Annotated in this window: 14 protein-coding genes; 7 read left to right on the top strand and 7 right to left on the bottom strand. The window is 56.1% G+C overall.

Annotated elements, in window-relative coordinates:
• Positions 1 to 3 precede the first annotated feature (3 nt).
• The gene (locus RMR16_RS21360; protein ID WP_320197621.1) at positions 4 to 1,293 is read right to left on the bottom strand and encodes an ABC transporter substrate-binding protein; all 1,290 of its coding nucleotides are present in this window, start codon (positions 1,291 to 1,293) and stop codon (positions 4 to 6) included.
• A 120-nt stretch (positions 1,294 to 1,413) separates the two neighbouring features.
• Between RMR16_RS21360 and RMR16_RS21355 the strand changes: the two genes are divergently transcribed.
• A complete protein-coding gene (locus RMR16_RS21355; protein WP_320197620.1) occupies positions 1,414 to 2,118 on the top strand; it encodes a TetR/AcrR family transcriptional regulator in 705 nt (234 codons plus the stop codon).
• A 14-nt stretch (positions 2,119 to 2,132) separates the two neighbouring features.
• On the opposite strand, the gene RMR16_RS21350 is transcribed toward RMR16_RS21355, so the two are convergent.
• The gene (locus RMR16_RS21350; protein ID WP_432355202.1) at positions 2,133 to 2,366 is read right to left on the bottom strand and encodes a hypothetical protein; all 234 of its coding nucleotides are present in this window, start codon (positions 2,364 to 2,366) and stop codon (positions 2,133 to 2,135) included.
• On the opposite strand from RMR16_RS21350, the gene RMR16_RS21345 reads away from it, so the two are divergent.
• The 4 genes from RMR16_RS21345 to RMR16_RS21330 are packed head-to-tail and all read left to right on the top strand — an operon-like array spanning position 2,365 to position 5,698.
• Positions 2,365 to 3,507, top strand: coding sequence for a Gfo/Idh/MocA family protein (locus RMR16_RS21345; protein WP_320197619.1), 1,143 nt, complete (start codon positions 2,365 to 2,367; stop codon positions 3,505 to 3,507). The two genes, RMR16_RS21350 and RMR16_RS21345, sit on opposite strands and share 2 nt — an antisense overlap.
• Before the next feature lie 10 nt (positions 3,508 to 3,517).
• Positions 3,518 to 4,681: a dihydrodipicolinate synthase family protein gene (locus RMR16_RS21340; protein ID WP_320197618.1), complete on the top strand. Its 1,164-nt coding sequence runs from the start codon at positions 3,518 to 3,520 to the stop codon at positions 4,679 to 4,681.
• 1 nt (position 4,682) lies between these two features.
• A complete protein-coding gene (locus tag RMR16_RS21335; RefSeq protein WP_320197617.1) occupies positions 4,683 to 4,880 on the top strand; it encodes a hypothetical protein in 198 nt (65 codons plus the stop codon).
• Positions 4,877 to 5,698 carry a sugar phosphate isomerase/epimerase family protein gene (locus RMR16_RS21330; RefSeq protein WP_320197616.1) on the top strand — a complete coding sequence of 274 codons (822 nt, stop codon included), beginning with the start codon at positions 4,877 to 4,879 and terminating at the stop codon, positions 5,696 to 5,698. Before RMR16_RS21335 ends, RMR16_RS21330 begins: the two co-directional genes overlap by 4 nt.
• Here RMR16_RS21330 and RMR16_RS21325 read toward each other — a convergent pair.
• From RMR16_RS21325 to araD, 4 genes are all read right to left on the bottom strand, one after another.
• Positions 5,695 to 6,903, bottom strand: a complete 1,209-nt coding sequence (locus RMR16_RS21325; RefSeq protein ID WP_320197615.1) for a low temperature requirement protein A — start codon at positions 6,901 to 6,903, stop codon at positions 5,695 to 5,697. The genes RMR16_RS21330 and RMR16_RS21325 overlap by 4 nt on opposite strands.
• Positions 6,904 to 6,942: 39 nt before the next feature.
• Positions 6,943 to 7,239: a hypothetical protein gene (locus tag RMR16_RS21320; RefSeq protein WP_320197614.1), complete on the bottom strand. Its 297-nt coding sequence runs from the start codon at positions 7,237 to 7,239 to the stop codon at positions 6,943 to 6,945.
• 142 nt (positions 7,240 to 7,381) lie between these two features.
• Positions 7,382 to 8,107 (bottom strand): ribonuclease activity regulator RraA, encoded by a 726-nt coding sequence (locus RMR16_RS21315; RefSeq protein ID WP_320197613.1) that lies wholly within the window; start codon positions 8,105 to 8,107, stop codon positions 7,382 to 7,384.
• 14 nt (positions 8,108 to 8,121) lie between these two features.
• Positions 8,122 to 9,858: an L-arabinonate dehydratase gene (gene araD / locus RMR16_RS21310; protein WP_320197612.1), complete on the bottom strand. Its 1,737-nt coding sequence runs from the start codon at positions 9,856 to 9,858 to the stop codon at positions 8,122 to 8,124.
• A 167-nt stretch (positions 9,859 to 10,025) separates the two neighbouring features.
• On the opposite strand from araD, the gene RMR16_RS21305 reads away from it, so the two are divergent.
• Together RMR16_RS21305 and RMR16_RS21300 are read left to right on the top strand one after the other, a co-directional pair.
• A complete protein-coding gene (locus tag RMR16_RS21305) occupies positions 10,026 to 10,718 on the top strand; it encodes a GntR family transcriptional regulator (protein ID WP_320197611.1) in 693 nt (230 codons plus the stop codon).
• A 213-nt stretch (positions 10,719 to 10,931) separates the two neighbouring features.
• Positions 10,932 to 11,825 carry a helix-turn-helix domain-containing protein gene (locus tag RMR16_RS21300; protein ID WP_320197994.1) on the top strand — a complete coding sequence of 298 codons (894 nt, stop codon included), beginning with the start codon at positions 10,932 to 10,934 and terminating at the stop codon, positions 11,823 to 11,825.
• 42 nt (positions 11,826 to 11,867) lie between these two features.
• Here RMR16_RS21300 and RMR16_RS21295 read toward each other — a convergent pair whose 3' ends face one another.
• Positions 11,868 to 13,997, bottom strand: coding sequence for a TonB-dependent siderophore receptor (locus RMR16_RS21295; RefSeq protein WP_320197610.1), 2,130 nt, complete (start codon positions 13,995 to 13,997; stop codon positions 11,868 to 11,870).
• Positions 13,998 to 14,157 lie beyond the last annotated feature (160 nt).

Raw genomic sequence — 14,157 nt, 5'->3', positions numbered from 1 at the left:
TCGTTACTTCCGCTTGATGACGGTTTCCGCTTCCTTCACAAGACGCTCACCGCCCTGTTCCGGTGTTACCCGGCCAAAAGCGACTTCTTCCGCGGTCTGTTTCAGAACGAATGCGAACTCGCCGGCACCTGGAGGCGGAGCGGGTGGCAGAGGACCAACGCCGGGCGTGACCTCGGCGATATATTCCACCATGGCCTTGCTGACATCGTTGAGTTTGGGGCTCAGCTGGTTGCGCATGGCTTCCGACGCCGGAACACCGCGCTCGACACCGAGGATATCCACGCCTTCAGGAACCGCAACGAGGAAGTTGATGAAATCCACCGCCGCATCAATACCGGCACTGCCCTTGGCAACACTCATCAACATGGATGGCTTCAGGTAATGACCCGATGGCGAATCCTTGGAGACTTTCGGATATGAGGTGATCGAAAGCTTGGCCTTGTTGACCGCCTGATAACCGACAAACTGGTTGGAGTGTGCAAAGGCTGTTGCCGCCTTGCCTGTTGTCAGGGCGTTGCTTTCGATGTTGAGCTGGTCGAGCGCCTGAATGTCGGCTGGAACGCAGGCACCAGCGCCGCGCATATCCGCCCACATCTTAAACCACTCGCCCGCATCCTTGGCATTATAACCAAGTCCGCCCTCTTCACTGAACAGCGATTTTTTGCTCTGGCGCAGCCAGTTTTCAAAGCTGGGTTCGACACCGCTGGCATCCGCCGTTGCGAAATAACCGGGCTTTGATTTCTTCTTGCCGAACTCGACGGCGTTTTTGGCAAACTCTTCCCATGTCTGGCCAGCAGACGGCGCCTTGACGCCCGCCTTTTCCCAGGCTGCCGCATCGTAAAAGACCGCACTGGAGTTCACACCCAGATTGATGCCGTAAAGCTTGCCATCCACACGACCAGAATCGATGTTCGGCGTGCCGAAATCGTCAATCTTCAGACCTTTTCCAAGGTAATCATCCAGCGGAGCAAGAGCGCCGCGCCGCGCATATTCGAAGATATAACGGTAATCCATCTGGATCAGGTCTGGCGCGTTGCGACCGGCAACCTGCGTTGCCAGACGGGGCCAGTAATCCGACCAACCGGCAAATTCACCGGCAATATCAAGGTTCGGCTTTACCTGCTTATAGGCTGCGATGACCTTGTTGGTGCGGTCTGCGCGCTCCTGCGAGCCCCACCACAAAAGACGCAAACGCGCCGCCTGTGCAAAAGCGGGGCCTCCACCCACTGTTGCAAGCGAAAGTGCAGCGAGACCTGCGGACAAAACCGCACGTCTTTGAAGCATCATGGACATTGGCAACTCCTCCCTAATTGACTGCCAAATTGAATGATGTGGCAAACAATGCTTGCCGTTTTATAACTATCTGGTTACATGGGAACACTGATAACGAACATTGTCAAGCGGCCATTGAAGATGGATGAGACGACCAAAACTCTTTTGGAAGAGACGGACGGTGGCACCGGCAAACCGGCCGGATCGACGCGCAAAAAACCTGCCGTCCAGTCTCGCAATCCCGAACGCACCCGCGCCGCCATTCTGGAAGCAGCCCGTCGCGAGGTGGCGGCAAAAGGTCTTGCCGGCGCGCGTATCGATGTGGTGGCAAGACGCGCCGGCACCAACAAGCGGATGATCTACCACTATTTCGGTGACAAGGACGCGCTCTATCTGGCCGTGCTGGAAGATGCCTACAGGCACATCCGCAATGCCGAGCACCGGTTGGACCTGACCCGCAAGCCACCCGTCGAGGGACTGCGGGAACTTGCCCTGTTCACCTGGCACTATTTTCTGGATCACCCGGAATTTTTAAGTATTCTGGCGACAGAAAACCTTAATCAAGCCAGATACTTGCGCCAATCCTCCAGCATACCGGAAATGCACTCCAACTTCATTTCCGAGTTGAAGGACGTGTTGCGCCGTGGCGAGGAGACCGGAGACTTTCGTGCGGGACTGGACCCAATCGACGTTTATCTGACGATTGCCTCGCTCGGCTTTTTCTATCTGTCGAACAAATTTACGCTGTCGACCATTTTCCAGCGCGATCTCGCCGCCCCCGCCGAACTGGAACGCTGGGGCCAGCACATCGTCAATACGGTTATTGCTGCACTGCGGCCATTCTGAGCAACCGTTCCAAATTACCCAACAAGAACAATTGCCAGCGCCTTCGCATATGCGAAATCCAGAATATTTATCGATCTGATAATGGCGTTGGCACAGCCGCGCATGGAAATCCCCGCGCAAATTTTCACAGCAAATTCCGCTTGACATGAAGCAGATTTCGCGACCACAAATAACCAAATGGTTACAAGTTTGACATGTGACAAGAACGCGCCTTGACGGGAGTGAGGCGCTTTTGGAGGAAGTTTCATGAAACGTATCGGCGTCATCATGCACGGCATCACGGGCCGCATGGGATATAATCAGCACCTCGTGCGTTCCGTTCTCGCCATCCGCGATCAGGGTGGCGTGACCTTGAAAAGCGGTGAGAAGGTCATGCTCGACCCGATCCTTGTTGGTCGCAACGCCGAAAAAATCGAAGAGATTGCCAAAAAGCACAATGTTGCCCGCTGGACGACGGACATAGACGCTGCACTGGCCAACCCGGACGATACGCTGTTTTTCGATGCCGGAACGACGCAAATGCGCGGCAGCCTGCTGACCAAGGCGATCAAGGCGGGCAAGAACGTCTATTGCGAAAAGCCGATTTCCGACAATACGCAAGAAGCCATCGCCGTTGCAAAGCTGGCGGAAAGCGCTGGCATCAAACACGGCGTTGTGCAGGACAAGCTGTTTCTGCCGGGCCTGCGCAAGCTGGCCATGCTGCGCGACAGCGGCTTTTTCGGGAAGATTCTTTCGGTGCGCGGCGAGTTCGGATATTGGGTCTTCGAAGGTGACTGGCAACCGGCGCAGCGCCCATCATGGAACTACCGCCAAAAAGACGGCGGCGGCATTATTCTCGATATGCTGTGCCATTGGCGTTATGTGCTGGACAATCTGTTTGGCGAAGTCAAAGCGGTCAGTTGCCTTGGTGCAACCCATATTCCGCAGCGTTTTGATGAGCAGGGCAATGCTTATGTGGCCGATGCCGACGATGCCGCTTATGCCACGTTCGAGCTTGAAGGCGGCGTGATCGCGCACATCAATTCATCCTGGGCCGTGCGTGTTCGCCGGGACGATCTGGTGACATTTCAGGTGGATGGCACCCATGGTTCTGCGGTGGCGGGCCTGACCAAATGCTGGACACAGCACCGCACCAACACACCAAAGCCGGTCTGGAACCCCGACCAGCCACAGACCATCGATTTCTACAGGACATGGCAGGAAGTGCCGGACAACGTTGTTTACGACAACGGGTTCAAGGCGCAGTGGGAAATGTTCGTGCGCCATTTGGTGGACAACGACCCGTGGCCTTATGGCCTGATGGAAGGCGTCAAGGGCGTACAGCTTGCCGAACTCGGCCTGCAATCCTGGAAGGAGCGCCGCTGGCTCGACGTTCCGGCGATTGTCTGAGGAGACGGCAATGACCGCACTGAAATTGCCGAAAGACGACCGCTCCATCGAGCTTTACCTCCTGAGCGGCACGCCCATTGCGCTGGAAAAACGCAGCGCAGCGGATTTCAATCGCGTGGCCTATGCGGCAGCGCATGTGGTGGCTGATCCGTTTGCGGACAATGATCCGTGGCTGACACCCGCCATCGACTGGGACGCCACGCTTCGTTTCCGCCACCGCCTGTGGGATCTGGGCCTTGGCGTGGCAGAAGCCATGGACACCGCCCAGCGTGGTATGGGACTTGGCTGGCCACAGGCGCAGGAGCTGATTTCCCGCGCATTAAAAGAAGCCGCAACCCGCAAGGACGCGCTGATTGCCTGCGGTGTCGGCACGGACCGCCTGATCGGCAGCAATTACAGCCTCGACCAGATCGTCGATGCCTATCACGAGCAGCTTGATTTCGTGCAGGGCGAAGGCGGGCAAGTAATTTTGATGGCGAGCCGCGCGCTTGCCGCGAGTGCCAAGTCACCAGATGATTATCTGGAGACCTATGCAAAGGTACTGTCCCACGCCAACGAGAAAGTCGTCATTCACTGGCTGGGTGAGATGTTCGATCCCGCGCTGGAAGGCTATTGGGGTTCCAGCGACCACATGGCTGCGATGGACACCTGCCTTGAGATGATCGCGGCCAATGCCAACAAGATCGACGGCATCAAGATTTCGCTTCTGTCCAAGGAAAAAGAAATCGCCATGCGTCGCCGCCTGCCACCGGGGGTGCGGATGTATACGGGCGATGATTTCAATTATGCGGAATTGATTGCCGGTGATGAGCATGGGCATTCCGACGCGCTGCTCGGCATTTTCGATGCCATCGCGCCTGCCGCCTCCAAGGCGCTAGCCAGCCTGAAAAGCGGTGCAAACAACGAGTTTTTCGACATTCTTGAGCCGACCGTTGCTCTGTCACGCCACATCTTCAAAGCGCCGACCCGATTTTATAAAACCGGCGTGGTGTTCCTTGCCTATCTGAACGGATTGCAGGACCATTTCACGATGATCGGCGGGCAGGAAAGCACCCGCTCGACGCTGCATTTTGCCGAGCTTTTCCGGCTGGCGGACAAGGCCAACGTGCTGGCTGACCCCGATGATGCAACGCACCGGATGAAGGCGCTTCTCAGCGTTCGGGGTGTGCATTGAGATGTCTGGCGCTCCCCTATTAAGGGTCAAGGACGTCGCAATTTTCGAGCGCCGTCTGACCATGCGGATGCCGTTTCGCTTCGGCGCGGCGACCGTGACGGAGGCCGGGCAGGTTTTCGTCTCGCTGGTGGCGGAAGACGGCCAGGGTGCTGCGCAAGCAATATTCCAAGCATTTCAAAACGGGGAGGTTTCCGCATGAGCGTTGAGGGTCTTTCGGTCAATTTCGCCACGATCAAACAGGGTGGATCATTCGGCACACTGGTGGATGCCTGCCTTGCCCATGGCATCACCACCATTTCTCCATGGCGGGAACAGGTACACGGCGTTGGCCTGGAGGAAGCGGCGCGCATCGTTTCCCAAAACGGAATTCGCCTCAGCGGGCATTGCCGGGGCGGCTTTTTTCCGGCCGCGGATGCACAAGGACGGCAGGCCGCGATTGAGGACAATAAACGCGCTGTCGATGAAGCCGCAGCCATGAATGCCGATTGCCTTGTGCTGGTCGTGGGTGGATTGCCAGCCGGTTCGAAAGACATCGTAGGTGCGCGGCAGATGGTGGAAGATGGCATGGCGGCGCTTTTGCCCTATGCCAGACAGGCGGGAATTCCACTCGCCATCGAACCGCTTCATCCGTTTTATGCCGCCGACCGCGCCTGCTTCAACACGCTGAAACAATCCCTCGACCTGTGCGACACACTCGGCGCAGGAACGGGTGTGGCGATTGATGTGTACCATGTGTGGTGGGATCCGGACCTGAAAGAACAGGTCGCCCGCGCTGGTCGAAACGGCCAGATATTGGCGCATCACATCTGCGACTGGCTGGTGCCCACCACCGATCCGCTGAACGATCGCGGCATGATGGGTGATGGCGTGATCGATCTGAAAGGCTTTCGCCGCATGATCGAAAAGGCCGGTTTTTCAGGCCCGCAGGAAGTGGAGATATTCTCGCACAACTGGAATTCACGCCCCATCGATGAGGTGCTGTCCACTGTGGTCGAGCGGTTCAAAACCGTCTGCTAAGACACAGACGGCGAATGTTTTCTGAGCGCGACGTACTCCCACACGGCAACGAGAAGGAGGATGCTGGCGCTGGCAATCTGGAGAATATAGAGCGGCATTCCCGGTAAAAACAGCAGCACGGCAAGCACAGCAATGCCGACGAAATGGGAAATGGGCCGGACAAAAGAAGAGGCGATCTTTACTCCGATATTGCCCGCTAGAAACAGCATCGGCCCGCCGACGATTGCCAGCGCTTCTCGCAATGTCGAGTCTTCATGGCTGTGTGAGAGGCTGAAATCCTCTCCCACAGCCGTCAATATGATGCCCGCGACGATGGGCAAATGGCCATAGTTGAAAAGGTTCTGGGCGATCTTTTCCGGCTCGGCCGTCCCTTCCGCTTTCTCGGATACTTTTTCCTGTCCGTGATGAAAATAGATCCACCACATCAAAACCGTGCTGGCGAAGGCCGAGCAGAACACCACGAAAGTCAGGCTGGAATTCATATGGTCTGTCGCGGTGCGGCCCGTGGTGAGGATGGTCTCACCAAGGCAGATGATGACGAACAGGGCGCACCGTTCTGCCAGATGTTCTCCCGACAAATGCAGCCGTTCGTTCTTTCCGGTTTTGAAGCCGGGGAAATAATATTTTACCAGCGGCCCGGCATATTCGATACCGATTGCGACAGCCCAAAAACCGAGCTGCCATTCCAGCGTGGACGACATGCCGCCAGCCAGCCAGAAGATGCTGGAGAAGGCCAGCCATAGGCCCATGCGTGAAAATGTCAGCGAATTTTCGTGGTCTACGCCTTTAAAAACGTAGAGCGCAAATAGCGAACGCACCAACTGCATCCCGCTGTAAATCAACGCAAAAACAAGCCCATGCCCTTCGAAAGCTTTCGGCAGCGCAATGGCCAGAAGCACACCGGTAAACATCATGAAAAACAGGAACAGCCGGACGGGACCAGCCTCGGTGTTCAAAAGATTGGTAAGCCAGGTGATGTGAACCCACAGCCACCAGAGGGCCAAAATAAGAATGGCCGCTTCCACCAGCGCCGTGGAACCGAAGTTTTCCGCCAGGGTGTGGGACAGTTGAATGAGCGCAAAAACAAAAACGAGGTCGAAAAAGAGCTCGGGGAATGTGGCCTTACCCGCTTCGGCATCATCCTGCCGGATGAGACGCCATTTCGGGTCGCTTTTTGCACCCGACGTCGCCGTGGTTTTCTTCATAGTTGTTATGTCCCCTCGCAACAGGTCAAGTGTAACACACTATCGGGCTGCGATTTGGGAACGGGCTGCTTCTCTTTCCAAAGCCTGTCGGCGACCGAAAATTTCGATGCCGTTTGACGTATCAGACAGAAAACGGGCGCCGACGACGCGAACGCGCTTTCCGCTCACATCGACGATGTATCCATCATCCGGCTGTGCGGATTTGAGTGGAAGGCTTTCGGTTTCAACCGTATTGTGGCTGATATCGAGACTGCTGACCTCGATATCCTGACCGATGGCGGGTGTGACCAGGCATAAAACAGCGCTTAACGCGGCACCAACGGCAACCCGTCCCATCGACAATCTCCTGAATGCATTGAGCTTTTGTGGCGCTTCAACACCAGAAGATGGGGTTTGGTTCCGCAGGATTTATGAATGCGATAAACCGCGACCGAAAAGTCGCGGTTTATCCGTTGTCAAAGAGGGATCGGTGAGAGGATTAGCGTCCCTTTGCCTTCCGCCATTCGGCAAATTCCTGCCGGGGTGCATCTGACGTGGCGGGGTAAAGACCGATGATGGTTGCGCCGCCGAGCACTTTTTCTGTCACGAAATCCTCGTAGGCTGTCATCTCAACGACCTCGTCGGCGATCTCATCGGCAATGCTGGCCGGTATGACGATGACGCCTTCATCATCCCCCACAACAACATCGCCCGGCCAGACGGCAACATCACCGCAGCCGATTGGCACATTGATATCGATGGCTTGATTGAGCGTCAGATTGGTGGGGGCGGATGGGCGGTTGTGGTAGGCGCGAATATCGAGATCGGCAATTTCGGGGCTATCGCGAAAACCGCCATCCGTGACAACGCCCAGAACGCCGCGCACCATCAACCGGGTGATGAGAATGGAGCCCGCCGAGGCGGCGCGGGCGTCCTTGCGGCTGTCCATAACCAGTACGTGGCCCGCAGGGCAGCGCTCCACGGCGGCGCGTTGCGGGTGCTCCGGATTCTGGAAAACGCTGAGCGGGTTCAAATCCTCACGGGCGGGAATGTAACGCAGCGTGAAGGCCTGCCCGACCATGTTTTTCTTTTTCGCCGACAATGGGCGGACATCCTGAATGAACTGGCTGCGTAGCCCGCGTTTATAAAGTGCAGTCGCAATCGTCGGTGTGGCGACGCCCATCAGTTTCTGGCGGGTTTCATCGCTCAATACGTAATCGGTCATTGGTCTTCCTCTTGTCAGTAAATATCGGGCTCGGCGGCGGTTGGACCAAAGCCGGTTTCCAGAAAATCGAAATCTGCGCCTGTATCGGCCTGCGCCACATGGCGGGCGAACATCCAGCCATAACCACGGCCGATTTTGTCGGCAGGTCTGACCCATTCGGCGCGACGACGTTCAAGCTCTTCTTCATCCACCAGCATATCGATGGTGCGGGCTTGAAGATCGAGCTTGATGATATCGCCATTGCGCAACAGCGCTAAAGGGCCGCCGACATGGGACTCCGGCGAAACGTGCAGAATGCACGCGCCGTAACTCGTGCCGCTCATGCGCGCATCGGAAAGCCGCAGCATATCGCGATGGCCTTGTTTCAATAGCGCTTTGGGGATGGGCAACATGCCCCATTCCGGCATACCCGGCCCACCCTGCGGCCCTGCCCCTCGCAGAACCATGACGTGATCCGCGGTGATATCGAGGTTCTCGTCATCCACCGCCGCTTTCATATCCGGGTAATTGTCGAACACGAGTGCCGGGCCCTGATGTTTGTGAAACCGTGGCTCACAGGCTGCAGGTTTGATGACGGCACCATTGGGTGCGAGATTGCCTTTCAAAACGGCAAGCGACCCCTCAGGATAAACGGGGTTATCCAAAGAGCGGATAACGTCATCGTTGAAACATTCAGCGCCTTTCAGAGTTTCGCCCAGCGGTAGGCCAGAAACAGTCAGGGCTGATAGATCAAGGATGTTTCCGAGCTTCGCCATCAGCGCACGCAGGCCACCGGCGTAATAAAAATCCTCCATCAGATAGGTCTTGCCGGTGGGGCGAATGTTGGCGAGGACGGGCGTGCTGCGACCGGCGCGATCCAGATGGTCCAACGTCAGATCGACACCGGCGCGGCGCGCCATGGCCAGCAGATGCACGACCGCGTTGGTGGAACAGCCCGTTGCCATGGCAACCGCCACCGCATTGTTGACGGACGCTTCGGTGACAATCTGGTTCGGTGTCAGGTCTTCCCAGACCATCTCCACGATGCGCCGCCCACAGGCAGACGACATGCGGATGTGATTGGCATCCGGTGCCGGGATGGAGCTTGCACCGGGCAACGTCAAACCCAATGCCTCGGCAATGGCCGTCATGGTGCTGGCCGTTCCCATGGTCATACAGTGGCCGTAAGAGCGGGCAATGCCTGCCTCCACCTCCACCCACTCTTGTTCCGTCAACTGACCGGCGCGGCGCTCATCCCAGAACTTCCATGCATCAGAGCCGGAGCCAAGGGGTTTGCCCTGATAATTGCCGCGCAGCATCGGCCCCGCCGGCAGATAGATCATTGGTAGACCCATGCTGATCGCGCCCATCACCAGACCCGGCGTGGTCTTGTCGCAGCCGCCCATCAGCACGGCGCCATCGACGGGATGAGAACGCAAAAGCTCTTCGGCTTCCATGGCCAGCATGTTGCGATAGAGCATGGTGGTTGGCTTCACATAGCTTTCCGAGAGGGAAAGCGCGGGCAATTCCAAGGGAAAACCGCCAGCCTGCAAGATGCCGCGTTTCACATCCTCGACCCGGTGTTTGAAATGGGCGTGGCAGGGATTTGCGTCCGACCATGTGTTGAGAATGGCGATGATGGGTTTGCCCATCCACTCCTCCAGCGCATAGCCCATCTGCATGGTGCGGGATCGATGGCCTGAACTTCTCAGATCATCCGGCGCGAACCAGCGTGCGCTTCGCAGCATATCCGCAGTCTTCTTTTTTTCCATGATTTTGCTCTGACAATTGATGCGGGGAAGTGCCTTCCGACGAGATCCGGCACAGTCCCCTGTCCTCCTCAAGACGATAATGCATTGAAGCACTAAAACATCAGTGCATCAATGCCAAAAGTGTGATCTAGTGAACTTCGATAACAAGAGCTTCGTGGAACCGTGTCATGGCAGCCATCATCAGAGATACGCAGTTGGACCGCTCAAGGCAGGTCGCGCTTCAGATTTACGAGATTTTGCACCGACGCATTTTGAACGTCGAACTCGTGCCGGGCACGATATTGTCCCGCGCCTCACTGCAACTGGAATTCGGCGTCAGCCAGACGCCGGTGCGAGATGCTCTTATGCGTTTGCAGGAAGAAGGCGTTGTGGATGTCTATCCGCAATACGCAACGGTTGTTGCCAAGATCGATATCCGCCACGCGCAGCAGGCGCAGTTTCTGCGGCTGTCTCTGGAGCTGGAAGCCGTGAGCAAGCTGACGAAAGAAAGCCCTTCCCAAACGGCGTCGGAGCTTTCTGACATCCTCGCAAAGCAGACGTCTTTCGCGTCACCGGAATCCTACGACCTTTTCGATGCGACGGACCGGGACTTTCACCGCAAACTTTATGAGCGCGCCGGTATTCTCGACCTCTGGACCAATGTGCGCAGGCAAAGCGTCCACCTCGACCGTTTGCGCCGTTTGAACCTGCCGATGCCGGGGAAAATGCAGACCGTGCTTGATGACCATCAGGCAATCATCGACGGTATCGCCTCCAAAAATCCCGCGCAGGCCACGCAAGCTTTGCGAAAACACCTGTCTGGAACGCTCTCGATCACCGACCTGATCAGCGAAAAATTTCCTGATTACGTCAGGGGATAACAGGCATTTCGCATTCCAATCTTGCAAAAGCGGCTCGATCATTCGATTACGCTCAAATGCCCGGCTTGCCATAAGATATAAACATGATAATTATCATCATAATATAATATCGCGCATGATGGTTGCTGTAATAGAAACTATCCGACCAGCGCGATACCGCAGACGCCTGGCGCCTGTATGCAATCTTCAACCCAATGGGACTGTTTGACGACTTTGGCCTACCTCCACGAGATGACATGTTTTACGGACGGTATTCGAGCCATTGCGCCCGCCAAATGGCGTTGCCTGGACGGGCTGATCAGCGTGTATTGGGATGCGGAGGGGCACGCGGGCGCAACAGGATATTATCTCTCGCCCGATCCGCGCATCGTCATATTCTTCAACGACGTATCGTCACATATTCGCATGTCGAACCGCGACAGCGGCTTTATACATCATTATCGCCCTATGAAACGGGCGATTTATGTGCCTGCCGGCGTTCCGCTCTGGACCAGCTTTGCATCGTTTCACCGCTTCTCTCACCTCGATATTCATTTGCACAAAGATCGGCTGCTGAAATATCTGTCGCCGTCCGTCGGAACATCGGTCGCTCTTTCAGCGCTGCGCCGCCCGGTGGAAATTCAGGATGCGGGCGCGATCGAAGCGTTGGCCGGCTTGCTGGTCGATGAGGTTTCAAACCCGTCCAAACACGCCATCTATGCCGAAAGCCTCGTTGGCAGCATCGTCACCGGTCTGCTGGATATCGACGGCGAAGCGGTTGAACAGACCAATGCCCGCCTGACGCAAGCGCAGATGAACAGGCTGATCTCCGTGGTAAAGGCCCGGGCCGATTACCGGATGACAGTTGGTGAGATGGCCGATACGGTTGGTCTATCCGAGAGCTGGTTTGCCAATGTGTTCAAGCAGACCACGGGCAAAACCCCGTTGCAATGGCAACTTGGCAAACGCATTGACCTTGCGCAGAACATGTTGACGGACAGCGATCTCAGCGTCGCCGCCATTGCCGCACAGCTCGGTTTTTCAGATCAGGCCCACCTTACCAAGACCTTTCGGCAAGTCGCGGGTGAAACACCTGCCGCATGGCGTCGTATTCAGCGAACGAAGTGACGAAAACGCTCCACCCGTATGAATGCAGGTGGAGCGTTTGTATTACCAGGTCTGGCGTAGCGTCGCGTAGACCGCACGGCCCGGATTATAATATTGCCCGCCAGAATCTTGGCTGGCGATATGCTTCTCGTCGAACAGATTGCTGGCGTTGAGTTGCAGCGTCGTGTTTTCTTTGATTTTGTATGTGAATGCCGCATCGAACACGATCGCGCTTTGCGAGGCGATCGTATTCTGGATGTTCGTGAAGTAGCTGTCGGTGTAGCGAGCACCAACGCCGAAGGTCATGTCGCCGCGCGCGCCTTCACCGTCCAGTGTATAAGTCGCCCACACCGAAGCCAGATGTTTCGGAACACGCATGAGACGGTTGCCATCATTTGCGCCGCCCGGCTCTTCAATTTTGGAATCGATGTAGCTGTAGGCTGCGATCAGGTTGATGTTGTCAGTGACCTCCGCCTTGGCTTCGAGTTCCAGGCCACGATGGCGAACCTTCTCGACCGAAGCGGGTAAGTAGGTAACGCTATCATATACGGTAATATTTCCCTTCGTCAGATCGTAGACAGACGCAGTGAACAAGGCAGGGAAAGCCTCTGGCCGATACTTTACGCCAACCTCATACTGCTTACCCGTGGTCGGCTCGGTTCCAACGCCGGGAGGGGCTGCGGACTCAGCGTAGCTGGCATAAGCCGCGAGTTCCTCGGTAAGCTTATAGCTCACACCAAGCTTCTTGGTGAATTCGCTATGATCGCCTGTGCTTGTGGCGTTCGTCGTTGCGAAAAGGTCAGTCTCGCTGAGATCAAGCCAGTCATTGCGCAGGCCGAGGCTAACCGTCAACCTGTCGGAAAAGGTTAGGTCCTGCTGCAAATAAACTGACTTCGTCTTCTGATCGTTTTTCGATCCATAGGTCGGCGCTGTCGAGGCAGGGCCACCCGAATAAACCGGGTTCACCCAATTTATGGGGGGAGCGCTGGGATCATACAATCCGTAATTCTTAGATTCGAAATTGCTGTATTCGATACCGGCAAGCGTGCGGCTTTCCACGTTATCGAAATTCGTTTCGTAAATCAGGTTGGCATCGATGATGAACTGTTCGGTCGCCTTGTCGCTACCGAAGAAGTATCGATCCGCCAGATTTGATCCATCTGTGCGCGTATTGGAAAGATAAGCGCTACCGAACGCGTCGTTCGACTTATTATAGCGGGCATTGGAACCGAAACTCAGCCCATTGCCAAAATCATGATCGAACATCAGGCTATAGGTATTGCGGTTCGTGTTGCTAAAATAATAGCCCGGTTCGCCGAAGAATTTGTCTCTATCGAAGTCCGTACCGAGCGGTTGGCCACCGCTGCCTGGCACACCATCCTTGTTGAGATGGTCAAAGACGAATGAGAGACTTGTCGCATCCGTCGGGCGCCATGTCAGTCCGCCCATGATGAACTTCTCATTATCCTTGGAATAATCGTACTCGGCGTCCGCACCTTGCAGCTTCCCAGTCAAGCGATAGGAAAGAGTATCGTCTTCGGTGATGTTGTCACCGAAATCGAGGCCGACTTCCTTGTGATTGAATGATCCGCCGGTGACATAGGCTTCACCAAAGCGCTCGCTCTTTGGCAACTTCGTCACGTAATTCACCGAGCCGCCGGGTTCGGCTGCACCAAAGCCGGCAGAACCGGCGCCCTTCAGCACCTCGATGCGCTCGAAAGCGTAGGGTTCTTCTCGAATCCCAGCAAAGGTTCTGCCGATGCCCAATCCATCGCGATACGTATAAGGCGTGAAGCCGCGGATATCGAAGAAGTCGTAACGGTCATCCGAACCGTAGAAATCAGTGACGACGCCAGCCGTATATTGCACCACCTGTTCGACGCTGCTGGCTCCGCGCTCCTCGATTTCCTTTGAAGTGATGACGGAAACCGATGCCGGTGCCGTCAGGATTTCACTCGGCATCTTTCCGGCGCCCGTCGTCTGCCGCGCAACAATCGATTTTGCGTCATCATCGCCACCCGCACCCTGAACCGTAATCGTCTCAAGAACCGTGCTTGCGCCCTGATTTCCTGCATCTTGCGCCAGCAGCCGGATTGGCGTCAAAGCGACGAGCGCTGTGCATCCCAGTAATATTGCGTTCCGGTAACGGCGTCGCGATTGCCCATGGGTGCTGCTTGTCGTCTTGATTGTCATGATCAAATTCCAGAAGTCACGTTGCGGTCGGTGGCAATTTCGGTAGAAACACCGATGCCCTATGTTTTGCCTGATAACTTGAGTAAGCTTATCCGGTATTGTAAAATCCCACGGTTTTGTACGAAACCACGGAAACTTCGCCGCTCTTCGTGACGAGCGA

The sequence above is a fragment of the Agrobacterium sp. rho-13.3 genome (assembly GCF_033957765.2).
In the GTDB taxonomy this organism is placed as follows: Bacteria; Pseudomonadota; Alphaproteobacteria; order Rhizobiales; family Rhizobiaceae; genus Agrobacterium.
The sequence above is the reverse complement of the archived record's forward strand: the minus strand, read 5'-3'. Positions and strand labels throughout refer to the sequence as shown.

Bases quoted from the DNA above. Each gene is read 5' to 3' on its own strand.
- RMR16_RS21360 (WP_320197621.1), bottom strand. From the start codon at position 1,293: ATGTCCATGATGCTTCAAAGACGTGCGGTTTTGTCCGCAGGTCTCGCT.
- RMR16_RS21355 (WP_320197620.1), top strand. From the start codon at position 1,414: ATGGATGAGACGACCAAAACTCTTTTGGAAGAGACGGACGGTGGCACC.
- RMR16_RS21345 (WP_320197619.1), top strand. From the start codon at position 2,365: ATGAAACGTATCGGCGTCATCATGCACGGCATCACGGGCCGCATGGGA.
- RMR16_RS21350 (WP_432355202.1), bottom strand. From the start codon at position 2,366: ATGAAACTTCCTCCAAAAGCGCCTCACTCCCGTCAAGGCGCGTTCTTG.
- RMR16_RS21340 (WP_320197618.1), top strand. From the start codon at position 3,518: ATGACCGCACTGAAATTGCCGAAAGACGACCGCTCCATCGAGCTTTAC.
- RMR16_RS21335 (WP_320197617.1), top strand. From the start codon at position 4,683: ATGTCTGGCGCTCCCCTATTAAGGGTCAAGGACGTCGCAATTTTCGAG.
- RMR16_RS21330 (WP_320197616.1), top strand. From the start codon at position 4,877: ATGAGCGTTGAGGGTCTTTCGGTCAATTTCGCCACGATCAAACAGGGT.
- RMR16_RS21325 (WP_320197615.1), bottom strand. From the start codon at position 6,903: ATGAAGAAAACCACGGCGACGTCGGGTGCAAAAAGCGACCCGAAATGG.
- RMR16_RS21320 (WP_320197614.1), bottom strand. From the start codon at position 7,239: ATGGGACGGGTTGCCGTTGGTGCCGCGTTAAGCGCTGTTTTATGCCTG.
- RMR16_RS21315 (WP_320197613.1), bottom strand. From the start codon at position 8,107: ATGACCGATTACGTATTGAGCGATGAAACCCGCCAGAAACTGATGGGC.
- araD (WP_320197612.1), bottom strand. From the start codon at position 9,858: ATGGAAAAAAAGAAGACTGCGGATATGCTGCGAAGCGCACGCTGGTTC.
- RMR16_RS21305 (WP_320197611.1), top strand. From the start codon at position 10,026: ATGGCAGCCATCATCAGAGATACGCAGTTGGACCGCTCAAGGCAGGTC.
- RMR16_RS21295 (WP_320197610.1), bottom strand. From the start codon at position 13,997: ATGACAATCAAGACGACAAGCAGCACCCATGGGCAATCGCGACGCCGT.